This window comes from Sphingomonas sp. Marseille-Q8236, assembly GCF_965112005.1.
In genome coordinates, this window is the sequence record NZ_CBCOPO010000001.1 from 674184 (window position 1) to 691707 (window position 17524).

Here is a 17524-nt window from a genome sequence, read left to right on the forward strand (position 1 = left end):
TCCGCCCCGCTCAACCCTTTGCCGCAAGAGAAAAGATATTGCGCCGCAGCGCAATTATCAGCGCGTAGCGCGCAATACCCTTTCGGCCAGCCGTGGATCGCCCGTCACCGAACCGGTGATCGCCACGCCGCCTGCAGCATCGACATGGCCGACCAGCACCACCGGTGTTCCCGGTGCGGCATCGACCGCGAAATCAACATGACCGATCACGCCGGGTTCCGCAGTCGGCTTGGCAGGCGCGGAATTCCACAAGGCCGCGGCCGGCTCCTGCGCTACCGACTCCGCCCGGCGGCTCGCCGATCGCAACAGGGCCGAATCGAGCGTCGCCTGCAACAGCGGGTCCGCCAGTTCCTTCCAGCTGACCACGCCGTGCACGAAGTCGATCATCAACCCATCGGACGAATAGGGCAGCAGAATCCCACGATAGAGGGTGGTGCGCCCCCGCTCGTTCACGAACTCCGCCTCGAACCCGGCCGGGGCCTGATCACGCAAGATCTGGTCGCAGTGCCCCGTCATCCTGGCGAGCAGCGACCGTTCGGGCACATCGGACACCCGCTTCGCCACCCCCGCCATGCCGCATTCCTCGCGCAGCGCCTGGCCGATATAAGCGATGGTGGGATCGCGCCGATCGCCCCGAAAGTCCAGAAGGACGGAATTGGCCGCGAAATCCCCGATCGCATCGGACTCGAGCGATCCGATCACCGGAAAACGCGCATCCCCGAGCAACGAGGCCCAGTGATGATAGGCCCGCGCATGCAATCGCCGTTCGACGACTCCCAGGTCGAGCAGCGCATCCTCGCCTCGATCCTCCGACCGATCCCCGCCGATGGGGGTTTCGGGGCGCGACGGGCTGTTCGTGACGGTCTTCCTGGCCATGTCATGGTCATGCCGACCTATAGTTAACCCCGAGTAAAGATCGCAAAGACGCTTGCCAGCCCCCCAACGACCTGTTAAGCGCGCCCACCTCGACCGGGCACCAGCCGGTTCGATCGATCACGTGCCGCTTTAGCTCAGCTGGTAGAGCATCGCATTCGTAATGCGGGGGTCACAGGTTCGAGTCCTGTAAGCGGCACCACTTCCGGTCAAAACCGCGAACTGCGGTTGCGCCGGTCATATCTCCCTTGGTTGCTGCCGCTTCAAGCACGGCCGTGCAGCCAGCGATGACGATCTCGTTATCGTTGACCGAAACGTCGCCGACCAGCATCCGCACGTAGGAACGCCGCAGTTCCGCGTTCTCCCCAAGGATTTCGGCGCGGAGCATCGCACCAAATCGTTCGACTGCGGCTTCGTCTACGAGGCGGTTGCCCGTGCCTAGCTGGGTCTGCAGGCTGCGCTCGGTTTCGGTCAGTGCGGTGATCGAGGCGCGGACCTCAGCGAGCTTGTCGCCAAAGATCGGGTCGCGCGGGCTCATCAAACCTTCTTCTACCAGTTCAAGCAGGCGACGCAGCCGCCCCTCGGCTGCGATCCGCTCGCGGCGTACACGATCGAGATCGTCCTTCCGGCGTTTTTCGGCGTCGTCCGACCGATCGAGAACTTCCGCCAGAAGCACCTTCAGTCGTTCGGGCTGCAGGACGCGACCAAGGAGTCCGTCGAGCACGATATTGTCGAGCGCATCTTCGCGGATCGCCTTGCTCGGGCAACTTGCTGCTCCCGCAGTCGCCTTGCGATTGCAGACATAATAGCGATAGGCGCCGCCCTTGCCGGTGCGCAGCACCATGCCGGATCCGCATTCGGGATGGCCGCAGGTCGCGATACCGCCCAGCAGAACGGGTGAATTCGTGATCCTCGGCGGTGTGACGGAGGGTGCTGCCCCGGCGCGAATGGCGGCAACGCGGGCGATCTGATCGGGTGCGACGATCTGCGGGCATGTAACCACGATCGCCTCGGCTTCTGCTGGCTTGATGCCTTTCGCGTCCATCGTGCGATCGCGATAGAAACCACCGTAATGCTGCCGCGTGAGGATGCCGTCGACGTTGCTATGGTAGAACGGCTTGCCGCGGAGTGTGTAACCGTTAGCGTTCAGGTGCGCGGCAATCGCCCGCGTTCCCATGGGCCGACCGGTGAGGCCCACGTCGGCGAGATCATAGATGAGCCGGACAACTGCCGCCTCGCTTTCTGCGGTGAAGAGCTTCTTGCGGCCCTTACGGCCATCGGTCACGACCACGCGCGATTCGTAACCGAAAGGAACGGGGCCGCCATTCCAATAGCCGTTGGCAGCGTTCCCGCGGCGGTCGCGGGCGGTAAAGATCGAAGCGTCGTTGGCGTATTTCTCGTTTACCAGACCGATCATGCCGCGCATGAAACGGCCATTCGCGTCATCGGCGATGTTCTCGATCACCGACACCAACTTGACACCTGCTCCATCCAGCTTGTGTTCCGCCGTCATCTGGGTGAGCAGCCGCCGCGCAAATCGGGATAGCGCATAAACAACGATCATCTGCACAGGCCGAATCGCCGCCGTTGCCTGCGCAATCATCCGGTCGAACTCGCGCCGCTTCAGCTTGCGCCCGGAGACATTGAGCTCCTCGAATTCCTCGACGACTTCGACGCCTTCCTTCTCGCACCAGGCGCGACAGGCGGCGCGCTGAGCGGCGCCTGAGGCGTTGTTGCCGTCCTCGTCGTCGTTCGAAACACGAGCGTAGATGTAGGCACGAAGCGGCTGGGTCATGTGTGTCTTCCGATCAGTCGGCAGCATCGTCGAACAGCCCCGCAAGCCGACCGCGCAGATACTGGTATACGAGCGCCGCCTCGCCCGGCAGGAGCACATCGAGCCGCTCGGGGATGTCGGTGCTGACGCCCTTCGCATCAGAATCGACCGGACGCGATCGGTCAACCCCGGTGAACGGGACCGATAGACCCGTCTCGTCCGAAAACGAGTCACCCGCGCCCGCCGTTGAGTTTTCGGGCGAGGAGATCGGAAGATCATGATCGGCCACGACCGAATCCCTGATGCGGTCGGTAGCCTCAGAAACCGAGGAGCCGGTCGACCGCCTCGTGGACAAGGTGGCGCACCTCGGCCTTTCGACGATCTTCCAGCTTGGTCATGTCGACCAGCAGGCGGATGCTCGGGAGCTGGTCGGCGCCCATCTCGACCATGGCGACGGCGTCGCCGCCGGAGTCCTCGACGCAGTCGATGATCGTCGGGGCCACGAGTTCGGAAGCCGGGGCGGAAACGTCTTCCGGTCCGTTCTTCGCGGAGGTCGGCTTAGCCTTGTCCGACTTGCCGATACCGAGCTTCGCCAACGCCTCCGCGGTGGCGAAGCGTTCGGGCTTCGCAAGCACCGCCTCCAGCTTCGCGTCGAGCTTCGCGACCGCGCCCTTCTCGGGCGCGCGCTTCGGATGTGCCCTGTCCTCCGCCGCGGCTTCGGCCCGAGCCTGCTGGACCTTGTACATATAGTCGATCGGCGGGTCGCCGGCCTTGACGTGGAGCTCGGCGAAGCGCGGCGCCTCCAGCATCGCCTGGGCGGCAGCCAGCTCGCGCGTGACCCGGCTGTCGATCCAGCCGATCCGGGCGCCCAGCACCAGCTGCGGCACGTTCCAGGCGAGGTGAAACTGACGAAGCAGGATCGACTTGTCGATCTTGCGGCTCTTGAGCGTCAGGAACGTCGCGGCGAAACGGTTGTAGAGGTCCGCGTCGTGCGTGCCGTCCCACTCGATAGCGCGGACCAAGAGGTTCGCGGTGTTGCCGAACTGGTAGCGCATTGCCATGACGCGCGCCCAGCCATCGACGACGTGCCAATCTTCCTTGACCTTCATCACGACGATGGGCGCAATATTTTCCGGCGTCTGAACCGCGTGGAGCAGCGCCTCCCCTACGCCGCTGTCGAAGTCGTAGATGCCGCCCGGCGACTGGTCGCCGATCAGAAGGTCGCAAAGCGCGACCTCGAACTCGCCCGGCTGGCTCGGCGCGGCGGGGAAGTCGGCGAAGAGGCCGCCGTCGGTCCTGATTTCGGCGCTCTCCGTTCCCAGCGGATCGCCGCCAACCAGGTGCGCGGTGCTCCCCTCGACATCGCCATCCGCGTCGCCGGCCAGTTCCTCCTGCGTCAGCGACATGTCCGACGCCGCGGGGTCAGCGCTGCCCTGCGATACGGTCGTTTCCTCCGTTTCTGCTTCGTCGCTGATTGCGGGCATTGTATCCGGGTCGACGTCGTCCCCCGGCAGGATGGCTGCGTTGCCTTCCTCATCGGAGGCGATGTCGTGCGGCGGGGTGTCGTCTCGGTCTGCCGCAGGATCGTCGGTCGCACCGACAGGCTGGAGGGCTGCCGCGAAATCGGCGGCGATCTGGGTGAAGTCGGTCTGGTCGGTCACGTTCTGTCTCCCGTCGCGCGGCGAGTCGCCGGCGAGCGGGAGACCAATTATCGCTTCGTGGCCTTCGGATTTACCGGACCCCCCATCCCGGCGAGCCTGAGCCGCTCGAGCAGCAGGCGCTGTGAGGCGGTCGGCGGTAGCGGCGGCGCTGGCGACCCAATTGCTGCACGTCCCCGCTTGGGCGACCGAATACTGTCGGGCTGGCGGCAATGGGGGTCGCGCAGCATGTCGGTCGCAGCGACCTGCTGGCGCGCTGCGACCCGCAGGCAGAAGGCGAGCTCGTCCGCCGGTATCGACCGGTCGAAGCAGCGGGGGAATGCCGCCTCGTGATCGCGGCCGACATCCTCCCAGGCGACCTGCAGTCCCACGGTCTCACGATAGGGTTCGAACCAGACTTGCGGCATGAAGCAGATGGAATGACCGAGTGCCGGGAAAGCGGCCGAGATGAATTGGGAAGTATCCTTCTTCGCCTTTTTGACCATCCCGGCAAAGGCGTCGTGGCCGAGCCATTTCGATTGCGCGGTAATTGAGCCGGTGATTGGTAAGCCCTTTCCAAGTTCTGCACGCCATCGACGTGGGTTCGCGACGATGTCACTCAGAGTAATCGGGTGGTCGGGTTCCGCAGAGTTGTCCGCGATCTTCGCGCTGTATCGAGGCGCGCTTCGTACAGCAGTGATCGTTTCCGTTGCCTCCCGGATGATCGATCGGGCCGTGTCGGGGCAAATGCGTGCAATCATGAGCAACGCCAGGCGGCCGATTGCACTGTCAGTTTCGATCTCGAACAGCGGTGGCCCCAACACCGCCTTGCGCCCTTTCGATCCGCCGAGCCACGCCCGCACCTCGATCAGGAAGCGGATCGCCAGCGACCGGACATCGCGCCCTGCGAAGAAGGCGACGGGTTCCTCGCCTTGGACGTCGCGCAGACGTGAGTCGAGCGCGAAGGGCGGCGTGGTGCGGGCATTGAAGCCGGCGAGGTCGAGACCTGCGTCGCTGACGCAACCCACGATCTCGTCGGTCACATTGACATCGCCGCCGGGGCCGAGCGATCGGTGCGGGTGGCGAGCGTCATGGCCGGTCGCCAGCCCCTCGTCGAACAGCAGGGCCAGCGCGCCGCGATGACACCACATGCTGCCAACGTAACGACCGGTCGGATCCTCCGCCGCCACGGCGGCGCCCAGCATCGAGGTGGATGCAAGCGCCGACAGCAGCTTGGTCATCGTCACACGGTGCCTGCCACCGATCGCGTGCATGAGCTCGAACGCCCTTTCGGCCTCCCAAAAGATCGCGACGACGGTGCGCAGCTTGTCGGCAGAATCCTTCCTGACGCGCAGGAACGGCATGTCGGGCAAGCGCCGGTTCTGGCGCGAGAGGCGGTCGACGGCCTTGGCGTCGCGGTGCCAGACGGCGTCGAACATCGCCGGCCATGTGACCCGCAACGTCTCAAGCAGGCCGATCCAGTCGATCAGGGTGACGTCGAGCACTTGGCGAAGCAGCTCGTCGGGGACGTGGTCGGCGTCATGAGCATGTCCGGCGTAAGCCGGATCATCGGCCAGCCTGCCGTTGTCATCGCGATACACGCGACAGAGATCGGCATCGACGCCGAACCAGTTCGACCAGCGATAGATTGCCGCCCGCCACAGGTCGCTGGCGCTGACCGGCGACCGAAGCGCCGCCTCCCGCTCGGGCGGCACGTTCTTCTCGTAACGGCGGGCCATGACCATCATCCGGTCGAACACGGGGTGGAATTCCCCCACCATGTCACGCAGGCCGGGCAGCCGCCCATGGCGCCATCCAGTGCGTCGAGTCTCATGCCCCATGATGTGGATGCCCGCCGCGGACGGGGCCGACCAGTCCTTCGCCTTGTCGAGAACGGACGCCGGGACGGCATCGGGGTCGGCGGCGATCTCCGCGGCAATTCCGGCGGCAACGCTGGCCATCAGATGTCCTGGCTGCTGCCGGAAGCGCAGCGAACTGGTGCTAGACATTGCGGCCATCGGACTTCTCCAACTCGTCGAGGAACGCCATGGAGTTGCTGCGGGCAACAGCGATCACCTGAGCGGTCCATCGCGTCATGGTCCTTTCTAGGATCGACACCCGGTCCACCGCGAGTCGGCCTGCTTCCAGCGCCTTGATCACGTCCCGGATCGGGACGTCGGCCGCCAGTTGCGGCCGAAGGCGCGAAAGGTCATCCGCCAGCGCGACATATTCGCGCTCGATCTGCCGCAGGTCACGCACCTGGTGGTAACGCATGTAGCGATCGGTCCATTCGAACCCGGGCGCGCTCGGCGGCAGCGGCGTCCGGCGGGTTGCCGAATGCGCGAACAACAGGGTGTGCGCTTCGCCGAAGGTGGAAGGGATGATCGCCGCCCGGCCATCCCGGATAGCCTGCCTCCGCAGCACCGACATCTGGTCAGGCGTCGGAGGCACTGCCAAGGCTGCGGGGTCGTCACCGCATGCCTTGCGCTGCTCGTAGCTACGGTGCAGGCTGCGGAGGAACGAGGCGTCTAGGTCGATCTGCTCGATCATCGCCACAGCGCGCATGGCCTCGTGCCGGACGAAGCATTGCAGGTCCTGCTGCAGCGCCATCAGCCGCTCGCCAAGCGCTGCCGCCTCATCGTACGCTGCCACGAACACGGCGTCATCGGTACTCGCGAGCCTGGCACCCAGATCGAGCAGTTCCAGCCTGATCTCCTGTCGCTCGCGCTCGATATCGTCGTGGGTCGAGAGGTCGTGCATCACGCCGTGACGGTCGGTCCAGCTAAAGGTCGTCGTCACGCGCTCACTCCCTTGTAGCGCAGGTTGGCACGCGCGGCGTCGAGCCAGTCGTGTGCGCTGCCGCGCAGCAGATGCCCCGGCAGATCGATTTCCCACAGCGCACAGGTCGCGCGGATCAGGTCCTGCTGACCCATCGTCATGCGCCGCTGGCGCCAGCCACCTGTGAGGCGCATCTCCTCGTCAGCAGCGAGCCACGCGTCGTGTTCGCCGAAGTAGCGATCGGCGCGGCGTTTCCACGCAGCATATTCCCCTCTCGCCGCCAGCTCGGCAGCGGCAAGGTCGATCGCGCGCACCAGCACCGCGCCGGCATCGCCGCCGGGCAGATGGTGCGCCGCCTCGGTCAGGCGCTGGATCAGTTCGTCGACGCTTCCGCTCAGCAGGCCATCGAGCCGCCAGCTGTCGGCAGCACCCAGCCCGCGACCGCGCAGGACGAAGCCGAGCGCGATGGCTCCGGCAACGTCCTTGGGGTCACGCTGGACCAGCGTCGTATTCGCGGCCAGCAGCGCTCTCCGCCGGAGCGCGTTCGCCGTGTGGCGCGCGATGAGCAACGCCTCACTGGCAACCCCTGCCGCGTCGCCCTCCATATCGATCGTCTGTCCAGCAACGCCGATCAACTCGCTGTCGTCATTCATGGTCTGGCTCCTTCCAGGAGCCATCAACCAGATCGACGCAGCTTTATTTACCGGACCCCCCTTTGCTGAGCGGTAAATGGAAAAGTAGCGGCATTGAGGGGGCAGGCATCAGGTATTAAGATAGTGAAGTTCAAGAGGGGGTGTTGGCGAAATAAATCTTTCAGCTCGCTGAAAGCATCGCGTCCCGTTTCCCGTGACTTGATGGACACCCCCTCTTTCCTCGTTCCAGGATTCAAGAAGTGCAGTTGCAAATTTGCAATTTCGGTGAAATCTGGACGTCGGTTACAGCGGCCGAGGCGCATCGGATCGTGCGCAAGCGCACTGGCGCTATCGCCAAGATTATCCGAGACGCGCGGAAGTCTCGGAAACAGGAAGCTCGCGAGTTCCGGCGTGCGGAGCGGGAATTGCAGAAGGAGTTGCAGGAAGCCGATCGGCGCAACCGAGCGCTGTGGAAGCGTATCAGGGTAAAGCCGGATGACCGGCCGCGGACCGCGATCGAACGCAAGCCGGAGATGCATCGGTCGACGCGAACCGGCTGGCTTGCGGCCGCCTCGCAGCTGCCGCGTTATTCAGGGCAGATCACCGACCGAGCGGGACGCGTGGGCATCTTCTTCCGCGTGCGCTACTACGGGCACGCTACCAAGGCGGGAGTGAGTCGCCGCGCGACGCTGTACATCTGGCAGGGCGCGCACGAAACGGACGATGGCCGCATACTGTTCATGTCCAACGTCGGCGAGACGGTCAAGGAGGCGGTTGCCGCACTTGAAGCTGTCGAACTGTTCAACCGGGAGGCGCAGGGCGGCGCGAAGGTACTGTTCCACGCCATCGCCAACGTGCCGTATCAGTTGCTGGAAATGGATCGCGGCATCGAGCGCATGTTCGAGATCGGCAGGCGCTTCGCCGAGGAGCAGTTCGGCGATCGTGATCTGCCCTTTGCGCTGGCGCTGCACCCGCCGTCCGAAGACGGCGATCAGCGCAACTGGCATCTGCACCTCCTGTTTTCGACTCGTCCCATGGTTCGCACCGGCGATCATGAATGGGATATCGGCAGAATGATGCGGCGCGAGATCGACAACCCGGACGCGTTCGAAGCAATGCGCCACCTTTACGCTGCCGTCCAAACCGAGGTCGTGCAGGAAGCGGGGCTCAGCATTCGGTACACCGCCTTGTCGAACGCCGAGCGCGGTTTGCCCATCGCGCCACAACAGCACCTTGGTCCGGCGCGAACGGTGCGTGTCCGCCGAGGTCAGCTGGACGCTGTCAATGAACGAAACTGGGAGAAGAGCCTCGCGGGCGAGGCGGCGCTGCTCGACGAGCACCTCCGACACGCGCAGGAAGACACAGCGGCGGAAATGGCGTTGCTCGATCGCGTCAGGGAACGTGCGGCACCGATACTGATTACGATGACACCTGTGCCACATCTGTCGATCGCCGCAGCACTTCCGCAGGGACTGTCGATCGCCGACGTTCCTGGCGTTGTTGCAACCATCGGTGACGATGCGCTACCGCGGCCAATGACGATCCAGGTTGCAAATTTGCAATCGGTCGTCCGGCCGATCTCGGCTATCCCGGCTGCGGCTTTGCTTCCGGGACCCTTGAAGACCCCTGCGATACCTGGCGTGACGGCAGTGCGTGACCGGAAGCATCGGCTGAGCGCCGTTCCAAAGGGTATGGACCGCGACCAAGTCCGTATCATACCCTCGCTTTCGGTCAGCGCCGTGACGCCGATGCCGCACCGTCCGACAATTTCTGCATTCAGCCGTTTCGCGGCATCTCGCGTGAACGCTGCTGTTGGGCATGACCCGGGACTGTCGATCGGCTTCTCGCAACACGCTGTGAATCGAACGATCGACGTGCCGAAGCAGGCTTTCGCGTTGGAAGTCGACGCGGTCGATCGGAACGTCCAGCAGATATTCGATCTGCTTGAACGGCGTAAAGCCGAGGCGGCGGCGACACGAGATCGCCTGCGCCGTGAGCGGCTGACACTGCAGCGCATCCAAGCCGAACGTCTGCTTGAGGAGGACCAGCGCAAACGCGAAGAGGAGCGTCAGCGCGAGGAAGCGGCAGACGCCCGGCGTGTCGCGGCAGAGTACAACTCAGCCAAGATTCTCGACGCGATGCTGACGGCCGTTGAGGCCGAGCGAATTCTGATAGCGTTCGACGGCAACGACCGATGTGTGGTCAACGATGCAGTTCTGGCTCGCTTTGGTGTCGCACCCGCCATCATCTTTTCTCGAAACGTGCAGGCGCGGCTGGATGAAATTGCTGATCGGCAGCGTGCTGAGATTTCACGCCTTGGGGTTCACCTCGCCTCTCACGCCGGCGACGCCGTTCACGCCCCTCAAGGGTGGACGCTGTCGGCACGGGCACCTGCCGATCTGCGCCGCATAGCCGACGCCTGGCGCCATGAGCCCGCGCTGCAAAGGGCTTTCTCTGAAACCGCTGCGGCGTTCGAGGCATCGCAGAAGCGGATGCCGCGCATGTCAGCACCAGTGCCCGCTGCCCCCTCCGCCGTGCGGCGCGGTGTCGGGCCTGCACGAGCCGGGTCCCGGCTGCCCGCGCAATCGCAGGTCATGCGGCAGATCCTCGCCATAGCTGCGGCCCAGCGCGAGGCCTTGAACAGGCGATGGGAGGAGGACCGTCGACTGGATGAGGCACATCTTGCCATCAGGCCGGCGACTGAAACGCAGATGCCGGCACAAACACCGGCACGACGACCGTCGCCGACGAACCGCAGTCAGGAGCGCTGAGAAGCCCTCTCGTCGATGAGCTTGGCGACAGCTTGCTCGCGGCCATCACAAAATTCGATCGGGGTTTCGCCTGCGCCCCAGGTTATCCGGTGCATCACCGAGCAGTGGCAGAACAGTTCGTCTCCCTCGGTCCAATACCACATTGACGAAGGACAGTCGCGGCAGGCGACCTGATGGCTAGGCACTGGCTCACCGAGACCATGCTCGAGATGATCAAGCGTCGGACTGAAATACGGGTTTACCGGCACATCGCTATCGGTGTCTTCGTCGTGTGCCGAGTTTTGCATTGGGAACCAATGAAACCAACCGCCTTAACATCCCGTTGGGATTCCTCCGCCTGAACGGCAGCCGTTTGTTCAGACGATCGAAAAGCCGGCCGGCGACCGGCGTCTGCGATCAGGGTGTTGAAGGGGAAAAGGTGCGTATTCGCGCCGGCCACGGCGCTCTGATCGTATCCGCGGGGGCGTCCCGCTTTTCATGATGAGGTGAACCATGCGCGCATCTTCGCGCCAGCCAGGCCATGCCGGCACGCCCGGCGCGGTGCTGGCCTATGATCTCGAGACGATAGCACCGCCGATGCCGGACGGGTCGTTTCCGCCGTGGCCGACCCATGTGCCGGTCGCTGCCGGCTTCGCCGAAGCACGGCTGCGGGGTGGAGAATGGGCCTTCGACATCGCCGCGCTCGTCGTGTCGGGCGACACGCAGGAGGCCGACCTCATCCTTGAGGCCAATCGACGGATGGCGATGGCGCAGGTCGTGACATCGTACAACGGTCGCCAGTTCGATGCCCTTGTGCTTCGACTCGCTGCCCAGCGTGCGCGAATCTGGAACGTGAAAGCAATCGCAGACCATGCGGCGGCCAACCGCTTCGGCGGCGAGCATGCCGATCTGGCGGACCTCTATTGCAGTCACGGCCGCAAGGTATCGCTTGCGGCGATCGCCGAGCAGATCGGCGTGCCGATCAAGACCGATATCGCCGGCGGCGATGTCGCGGCATTGTGGGAGCAGGGCGAGACCGAGCGGATCCGCCGCTATGTCGCGGAGGATACGGTCGCGACGCTGTGCCTGTATTTCGCCTGGGCCGCCTCGCGCGCGGCGGACGAGACGCTGGTCACCCGGCCGATGGCGGCGCTTGCCCGGCATCTGGAGCGGACGCCGGACCTCGGTCATCTCTCCGGCTTCGTCGATTGCGCGCTGATGCGCTGGTGCCGCCCGCGCGCGCTTCATGCCGATATCGCCGCCGCACTCGATCGCGTCATGGCGAAGCTCGGACGTGAGGAGGACGAACGGGCCTTCGCGGCCGCCTGACCGCTACCCGCATCGCCAGCACCGCCGGCCCGGCCATCCCCGTGATGGCCGGGTCGTTTCTGTTTGAAGGACCCTGTATGAACACCGATACCGTCATCCTCGCGACCGCGTGGATCCATCAGCCCGGCCTGTCGACCCGGCCTGCACGCACGCTCATCGTCGGCGCGGCCACGCTCACCGTGCGCTACCGCTTCGGCGACCTCGGCTTCGATCTCGAAGCGCACAGCACCACCGTCACCGACGACCCGCACGAAACCATGACGTGGCTCGCCGAGCGGTTGCACGTTCCCCCCGCACGTCTGCTGCTGTGGCGCGCCGAGGATATCGTCGTGCCCTCGCTTATCTCGGCCTGCGATACCGCGCGGGACACGGTGGCGGCCGCGCGGCTGCTGCGCGAGCTAAAGCTGGCCTTCGATGGCGACGTGATCGACGTCGCGGAAGGCTATGGCGGATACGCCGCGACGTCGTTCGACGCGGTGGCCCATGCGGCCGGTGCGGTGTTCGTGCCGATGAGCTCCGCCGATCTGGCGGAGGCGCATCGAACCGGGTGCCACGGCGCGATACGCCAGCACCTCGCCGCGCGCGTGAAGGCGACATGGCAGCTGTGGCTGAAGGGACGCGAAGATGGCGATTCGCTGATCGCGGCGACCGATGCCTGGCTGACCACGCCGGACGCGGAGGTGCGCGCATGATGGTGCTGTTCGACAAGCCGCATGTCCGCCCTTGCGTGTCGATCCCCTTTGACGGCAACGAGGCCAATGAATGGATCGCGTCGATCCCGCACCTGTATGAGCAGCTGACGTCCCCGCTGCCGCTGGCCGGCGCATCGACGCTGCCGCGATCCAATGGCAGCGATGAGCCGCGCCTCGCCGCGACCCTCCGGGCGGAAGCGCCGTGGCTGGGCAACGCCATCGATCGCATCGCCGATCAGGCGGCGATGCAGTTGTGGGTTGGGCGACCGTGGCTGGCATTCCGTCCGCTGCTGCTCGTCGGGCCGCCGGGTGCAGGCAAGACGCATCTGGCGCGGCGGATCGGCGAACTGTCGGGCTGCGGCAGCGCGATCCTGTCGCTGGCCGGGGTTAGCGGCAATTCGGAACTGGCGGGTAACCCGCGCGGATTTCGCCACGCCCAGCCGTGCTTCCCGGCGATGGCGATGCTGCGCGCACAATGCGCCAACCCCGTCATCGTCATCGACGAGGTCGAGAAGGCCGCGTGCGGCGACATGGGCGATCCGGTCGGCACGCTGCTCGGCCTGCTCGAACGATCCACCGCCGGCCGATACTTTGACGGCTGCCTCGCCGCCGAGATCGACCTTTCCCATGTCAACTGGATCCTGACCGCCAACCGGGTGGATCGCCTGCCGGCGCCGCTGCTGTCGCGGGTCGATGTTGTCGAGGTGACCGGCCCCGGTCCTGACCATGCCGAAGTGGTTCTGGCCGGCCTCTGGCGTGCCGTCGCTTGGGACGTCGGCCTGCCGCCATCGGCGCTGCCGCGTATCGAGGCGGCGGCGGAGACGGCGCTGCTGCGCCTGTTCCGCAACACCCGCTCCGTCCGCCGGCTGCGCCGCGCGATCGAGGCGGTGGTGGCGGTGTCCGCGCGACACGTGCCCCGCACGGTCAACTGATGCCCTTCGGGAATGAGGATGATGAGCACCGTGGGAAACGGGAAAAATGCTCCGGCCACAGGCCGTCACCAGAATGGAGTGATGAGATGACGACGACCAAGACCCTGCCGATGCAGGTCCGGCACCAGAACTGGATGCTCGCCCTGCGCGCGCTCGCGGGCGTGCCGACGTTCAGGCCGGTGAACGAAAGCATCCTGTTCTGCGCGACCGGCCCAGGTGGCATCGAGCGCGGGATGGAACTGGCCCGTGTCGCCCAGGAGGCCGAGCGCGACATGATCTGCGCGCACTGGGCAAACACGAACGCCAAAAGGCCGTCAAGCTACACCGTCGTGCTGCGCAACGTGCTGTCCGTCGACGTGCTGAGCGGCTGCACCGCCTACATGCTGGAGGAGGGGCCGCTTGCCCTGGTGTCGACCAGGGAGAAGATGACGGTCTGGGTCGGCGACCGCGGCCTGCTGCAGCGTGGCCATGGGGTGCCGCATCACTTCGCCCGGGGCGCACGGCTGGCGGCCGCCCGTATCCGCGATGCCGCCGATGGCCGGGATGCCGAACTTCTCGACGGCAACCGCTTCATGCCGATGGGTGGCGAATGGACCGCGTCCGACGCGCCTGTCGACGCACCGGTTCGCCTGTCCTGACGAGCCTGCGGGCGCCGCCCGCCATCATGATGATCATCGCCGACGCCGCCCCTGACCCGGGCGGCGTCGGCGTTCTTACGGAGATTGCGACGATGTTCATTACCAAGGCCGACGTGGCACATGCCCGCCGCACCCTGTTCCGCGACGACGATGCCGACGCCGAGATGGACGAGCAGGGACTTGGTCACCCGGACCGCCGGATCGACTTCACCATCCGGCCGGTCAGCGCCGAATGGCGGCTGGTCGGGCGCAAGCCCGCCTACCGCACGGCGCGGGCGAACGTGCAGTATATCTGGCGCGATGGAGTGGGGCGCGACCGGTTCGGCGCGATGCCGCGCTGGTTCGGCGAGCGGACCTACGACCTGCGATCCTCCGGGCTGCTGCTGCCCGGCAGCGCACCGCGATGGGCGGCCAAGGATTACGCAATCTGGGATCGGGTCGACGCGGCCACGGCCGCCACCGGCGATCCGACCGAGGTGTCCGCGTGGCACATCCTGGCCGAGTTGCCGGCGGGACTCGATGAACGCTGGTGGGAATGGCTGGCGACCACGTTCGCCGAACGAAACCTCGTCCGCCTGGGTGCCCCGGTGGCCTATGCGGTACACGCGCTTGCTGCCCCGGAAGGCGGCTGGGCCATTGCGCCCCATGTCCACATGATCGTGCCCGCGCGGCGTTTCCGGTCGGGAGCCCGGCATGGTCAGCGCATGCCGACCTGGGCGGGCTATGCAGGCAGCCAGGTTCGGCTGGAAGGCGCATGGCGCGCTACGTGCGGACTGGCGAAGGTGAAGGGTCGGACTTCCGCGCCTTTCATGGTCGACGACCGGGCCATGACGGACGCGGCAACATTCCGGTGGCTGGCACGCAGCCTCAAGACCGAATGCACGGTGTCACCGGATAAGAGCAAAACTCGTGCGGCGATGCCTGCGGCCTGACGAATGAAAAGGATGACGATGAAAAGGAATATCGATGACCAGATCGGTCAGAAGTTCGCCATCGCGGCCGGCATGTTGATGGCGCGGATGTTCTCGACCCCGCTGAAACCGAACCCGCGGCGCTGCTCGTTCGCAGCCGATCCTGCATCGGTGGGAGCGCGTGTCACCCTGCCAAGTCCGGACTCGAGGTTCGATGTGGTCGGCCTCGGGTTCATTCCCGGCCGGGAGTGGAAGGGGCCGGTGGAGGTGTTCGTCGAGGAGATGCGCGACAATGAGGCGAAGCTCTGGACCGGCTGCAGCTTCTGGGCGGGCACCCATGACAGTCCGCTTTACCTGCTGACGGACGATGCCAACGTGTGTTTCAGCTTCGACGGGCACGCGCTCATCCCGCTTGCCGGCGACCCAGGCGATCGCGCCGCTGGCATCAAGCGGGCGCAGGCACGCCTGAAGCAGGCGGCTTTACGTTTGCCGCTGCACGAGATTGAGCGGCAGCGGATGATGTAATTGCGCATGAGTCACGCCCTTGGCCCGGCAACGAATCTGATGGTGTCACCACAAAGGCGACGATCAAAATCTGTCATTCGCCATCGCGTCATGCGCTATATTGCCAGATGCCGAGCGCAGAATTAGCACCCGTTAACATGCACCAGAAGGATGTTCAGTTCCTATTGCCGATCGTCGTCGCGGCTGGCGTGAACAAAACTGATTGCGGCAAGCGATGTCGCCTTTCAACGCCAGAATGCATGACTGAAGCGCGTGAACCGGGGGCGACGTGACACGCTCCCGTTCGCGAACGTTGCGCGGGCATGCCGCACTTCAGGCCGCTGTCGAATGGTTCGGGCCACCCACTGATCGTCCCGAGGAACTGCGGGGCGTTCCCGCCCGCAACGATTACGCCAACCGCGAAGCAATCCTTGCATTCCTGGCTGATATGGATGCGCGTGGGAGCCGGCGCGTTTACCTCAGGCCAAGCGCTTTCGATGGCACGCAGGACAGCGTTCCCCTCGGCTCTGCGCGCTTTCGCCCTCTCATCGGCGATCCTGATGTTGATGGCGACGGTGGGGTTTTCGGCTTTGGCCGTTGGGGTTGCAGCCTTGAAGGGGTTCGCATTCGCATCAGCGCGCCTGGCGTGCTCGAGATGGGCGATCGCTGGGGTGACGGCGAATCGTTCGGCAGCCACGCGGATGCCCCATTCGATGATACGATCTGGGACACTGACGAATGGGACTTGCCCGTCCCCGTCCAGCCGCTGAGCATTCCCGCCAGCGCCTTGGAGCATTTCTTGCCCCGCGCCGCAGCCATCGCAGCAGACGTTCTCGCGACGCATCCTACCGATCGCGCCACTGCCGGTGCGGCGATTGCTGGGCACATGAAGGCCTGCCGCCCTTGGTCCAGTCCTCCGCCGGTAACCTGGTTCGCAAGCCCCAGCGCTGCCCTAGACGCGCGATCTGCAGCGAAGATCGGCTACGGCAATCTCGCACGTGATCTGCGAGATCGACCGCTCTTCAACTTCGATCAGGAAACCACCGTAAGGCTGAACGGCAGCGCCGCCAGTTACGGGCATTCGTTATGGGACAAGGGCCGCGGCACCGCTGTACGGGATGCGGTATGGCGGCTGGCCAGCGCGGCGCTGGGGTATGATGCACATCGGGCCATGCTCGATATGATCATCGCAAGCGGTGTCCAGCAGGGCTTTGACCATATGGGCCTCGTCGCTGATCATCCGCGTCTCGCCTTCTACGAGTTCCTGCGGGCCAACGGCGCGGATCTGTCGGATATTGTCGCGACCTTCGCCACCATGACTAGCGCCGTCTGGTTGATGTTCCCGACACCTACCATGGTTTTCGCGGTTGATCGGCCCGTGGCAGCGGTTGCAGATGAAGAAGGGATCAGGCTCGTATTTTCGGACGACAGTCGTCTGTTGCTACCGCGCTTGGTCGGAGATTGATGTCCGCTTGGTCAACGCAGTTAGCTTCGTTCAGACTATTAAATCCTTTCGAAAATACGGACCGACAAAATATCAATAGGCGGTGACAGGACAATAGTCCGCGATGCTGTTCATTCCGGCAAACATAACGGCCATTCGAATCGTCCGATCGACGAGGAGAGCAAAAACTGCTCCACCCGATCTACTGTCGTAATCTCCGTATCTTTACTCAACGCGCATTCCCAGACCAATCCGAAGCGCCAGCCCAGTTCCACAAGCTCGGCCTCGGTCTTTACATCGCGCTCAACGTTTTGGCGAAACTTCAACGCCCAAAACTCGGAATTCGTCGACGGGTTGGTTGTCTTCTTGCAGCCATGACGATGCCAAAAACATCCGTGCACCTGAATGACGGCACGATGTTTCGGAAACACCAGATCGGGTTTTCCGGGAAGGTCCCGGACGTGAAGGCGGAACCTGAACCCGCGCGCATGCAATGCGGATCTCAGGACGAGTTCGGGCCGCGTATTCCGTCCCCGGATGCCCGACATCATCCGGGACCGGGTTTCCGGTGAAACTATGTCGGCCAATCGGCAGGCTCCAGCGGTTTCGGCCTGGTCAGGGCCACCGGAA

Annotated in this window: 17 protein-coding genes and 1 tRNA gene; 9 read left to right on the plus strand and 9 right to left on the minus strand. The window is 64.8% G+C overall.

What is annotated here, in order from left to right; translation table 11 throughout:
- Positions 1-57: 57 nt before the first annotated feature.
- The gene (locus ACWPWT_RS03140) at positions 58-876 is read right to left on the minus strand and encodes a hypothetical protein (protein ID WP_454278518.1); all 819 of its coding nucleotides are present in this window, start codon (positions 874-876) and stop codon (positions 58-60) included.
- Positions 877-999: 123 nt separating this feature from the next.
- Between ACWPWT_RS03140 and ACWPWT_RS03145 the strand changes: the two genes are divergently transcribed.
- Positions 1000-1075: transfer RNA gene (locus ACWPWT_RS03145), tRNA-Thr, on the plus strand.
- Here the strand turns inward: ACWPWT_RS03145 and ACWPWT_RS03150 are convergent.
- Genes ACWPWT_RS03150 through ACWPWT_RS03175 form a run of 6 tightly spaced genes read right to left on the minus strand, consistent with a single transcriptional unit; the run spans position 1046 to position 7715 of the window.
- Positions 1046-2668 carry a recombinase family protein gene (locus tag ACWPWT_RS03150; RefSeq protein ID WP_454278519.1) on the minus strand — a complete coding sequence of 541 codons (1623 nt, stop codon included), beginning with the start codon at positions 2666-2668 and terminating at the stop codon, positions 1046-1048. The two genes, ACWPWT_RS03145 and ACWPWT_RS03150, sit on opposite strands and share 30 nt — an antisense overlap.
- 13 nt (positions 2669-2681) lie before the next feature.
- On the minus strand, positions 2682-2936 hold the full coding sequence (locus tag ACWPWT_RS03155) for a hypothetical protein (RefSeq protein WP_454278520.1): 255 nt from the start codon (positions 2934-2936) through the stop codon (positions 2682-2684).
- Between the two features lie 28 nt (positions 2937-2964).
- Positions 2965-4308, minus strand: a complete 1344-nt coding sequence (locus ACWPWT_RS03160) for a hypothetical protein (protein WP_454278521.1) — start codon at positions 4306-4308, stop codon at positions 2965-2967.
- A 47-nt stretch (positions 4309-4355) separates the two neighbouring features.
- Entirely contained in the window at positions 4356-6302 is a 1947-nt protein-coding gene (locus ACWPWT_RS03165; protein WP_454278522.1) for a hypothetical protein, read from the minus strand.
- Positions 6286-7083 carry a hypothetical protein gene (locus ACWPWT_RS03170; RefSeq protein ID WP_454278523.1) on the minus strand — a complete coding sequence of 266 codons (798 nt, stop codon included), beginning with the start codon at positions 7081-7083 and terminating at the stop codon, positions 6286-6288. Before ACWPWT_RS03170 ends, ACWPWT_RS03165 begins: the two co-directional genes overlap by 17 nt.
- Positions 7080-7715 (minus strand): hypothetical protein, encoded by a 636-nt coding sequence (locus ACWPWT_RS03175; protein ID WP_454278524.1) that lies wholly within the window; start codon positions 7713-7715, stop codon positions 7080-7082. Before ACWPWT_RS03175 ends, ACWPWT_RS03170 begins: the two co-directional genes overlap by 4 nt.
- Before the next feature lie 239 nt (positions 7716-7954).
- On the opposite strand from ACWPWT_RS03175, the gene ACWPWT_RS03180 reads away from it, so the two are divergent.
- Entirely contained in the window at positions 7955-10465 is a 2511-nt protein-coding gene (locus tag ACWPWT_RS03180; RefSeq protein ID WP_454278525.1) for a MobA/MobL family protein, read from the plus strand.
- Here the strand turns inward: ACWPWT_RS03180 and ACWPWT_RS03185 are convergent.
- Positions 10453-10752 (minus strand): hypothetical protein, encoded by a 300-nt coding sequence (locus ACWPWT_RS03185; protein WP_454278526.1) that lies wholly within the window; start codon positions 10750-10752, stop codon positions 10453-10455. The genes ACWPWT_RS03180 and ACWPWT_RS03185 overlap by 13 nt on opposite strands.
- 205 nt (positions 10753-10957) lie before the next feature.
- On the opposite strand from ACWPWT_RS03185, the gene ACWPWT_RS03190 reads away from it, so the two are divergent.
- The 7 genes from ACWPWT_RS03190 to ACWPWT_RS03220 all read left to right on the plus strand — a co-directional run bounded on the left by ACWPWT_RS03190 (position 10958) and on the right by ACWPWT_RS03220 (position 16915).
- Positions 10958-11773 (plus strand): ribonuclease H-like domain-containing protein, encoded by an 816-nt coding sequence (locus tag ACWPWT_RS03190; RefSeq protein WP_454278527.1) that lies wholly within the window; start codon positions 10958-10960, stop codon positions 11771-11773.
- A 77-nt stretch (positions 11774-11850) separates the two neighbouring features.
- On the plus strand, positions 11851-12465 hold the full coding sequence (locus ACWPWT_RS03195) for a hypothetical protein (protein WP_454278528.1): 615 nt from the start codon (positions 11851-11853) through the stop codon (positions 12463-12465).
- Positions 12462-13397, plus strand: coding sequence for an AAA family ATPase (locus tag ACWPWT_RS03200; RefSeq protein ID WP_454278529.1), 936 nt, complete (start codon positions 12462-12464; stop codon positions 13395-13397). Before ACWPWT_RS03195 ends, ACWPWT_RS03200 begins: the two co-directional genes overlap by 4 nt.
- 86 nt (positions 13398-13483) lie before the next feature.
- A complete protein-coding gene (locus ACWPWT_RS03205) occupies positions 13484-14035 on the plus strand; it encodes a hypothetical protein (RefSeq protein ID WP_454278530.1) in 552 nt (183 codons plus the stop codon).
- Positions 13987-14967: a MobA/MobL family protein gene (locus tag ACWPWT_RS03210; RefSeq protein ID WP_454278532.1), complete on the plus strand. Its 981-nt coding sequence runs from the start codon at positions 13987-13989 to the stop codon at positions 14965-14967. Before ACWPWT_RS03205 ends, ACWPWT_RS03210 begins: the two co-directional genes overlap by 49 nt.
- An 18-nt stretch (positions 14968-14985) precedes the next feature.
- Entirely contained in the window at positions 14986-15471 is a 486-nt protein-coding gene (locus ACWPWT_RS03215; RefSeq protein ID WP_454278533.1) for a hypothetical protein, read from the plus strand.
- Between the two features lie 268 nt (positions 15472-15739).
- Positions 15740-16915: a hypothetical protein gene (locus ACWPWT_RS03220; RefSeq protein WP_454278534.1), complete on the plus strand. Its 1176-nt coding sequence runs from the start codon at positions 15740-15742 to the stop codon at positions 16913-16915.
- 110 nt (positions 16916-17025) lie between these two features.
- Here the strand turns inward: ACWPWT_RS03220 and ACWPWT_RS03225 are convergent, their stop codons facing one another.
- Complete coding sequence (locus tag ACWPWT_RS03225; RefSeq protein ID WP_454278535.1) at positions 17026-17481, minus strand: very short patch repair endonuclease; 456 nt, start codon at positions 17479-17481, stop codon at positions 17026-17028.
- Positions 17482-17524 lie beyond the last annotated feature (43 nt).

Coding starts and splice junctions, on each gene's coding strand:
- ACWPWT_RS03140 (WP_454278518.1), bottom strand. CDS start 876: ATGGCCAGGAAGACCGTCACGAACAGCCCGTCGCGCCCCGAAACCCCC.
- ACWPWT_RS03150 (WP_454278519.1), bottom strand. CDS start 2,668: ATGACCCAGCCGCTTCGTGCCTACATCTACGCTCGTGTTTCGAACGAC.
- ACWPWT_RS03165 (WP_454278522.1), bottom strand. CDS start 6,302: ATGGCCGCAATGTCTAGCACCAGTTCGCTGCGCTTCCGGCAGCAGCCA.
- ACWPWT_RS03175 (WP_454278524.1), bottom strand. CDS start 7,715: ATGAATGACGACAGCGAGTTGATCGGCGTTGCTGGACAGACGATCGAT.
- ACWPWT_RS03185 (WP_454278526.1), bottom strand. CDS start 10,752: ATGCAAAACTCGGCACACGACGAAGACACCGATAGCGATGTGCCGGTA.
- ACWPWT_RS03190 (WP_454278527.1), top strand. CDS start 10,958: ATGCGCGCATCTTCGCGCCAGCCAGGCCATGCCGGCACGCCCGGCGCG.
- ACWPWT_RS03195 (WP_454278528.1), top strand. CDS start 11,851: ATGAACACCGATACCGTCATCCTCGCGACCGCGTGGATCCATCAGCCC.
- ACWPWT_RS03200 (WP_454278529.1), top strand. CDS start 12,462: ATGATGGTGCTGTTCGACAAGCCGCATGTCCGCCCTTGCGTGTCGATC.
- ACWPWT_RS03205 (WP_454278530.1), top strand. CDS start 13,484: ATGACGACGACCAAGACCCTGCCGATGCAGGTCCGGCACCAGAACTGG.
- ACWPWT_RS03210 (WP_454278532.1), top strand. CDS start 13,987: ATGGACCGCGTCCGACGCGCCTGTCGACGCACCGGTTCGCCTGTCCTG.
- ACWPWT_RS03215 (WP_454278533.1), top strand. CDS start 14,986: ATGAAAAGGAATATCGATGACCAGATCGGTCAGAAGTTCGCCATCGCG.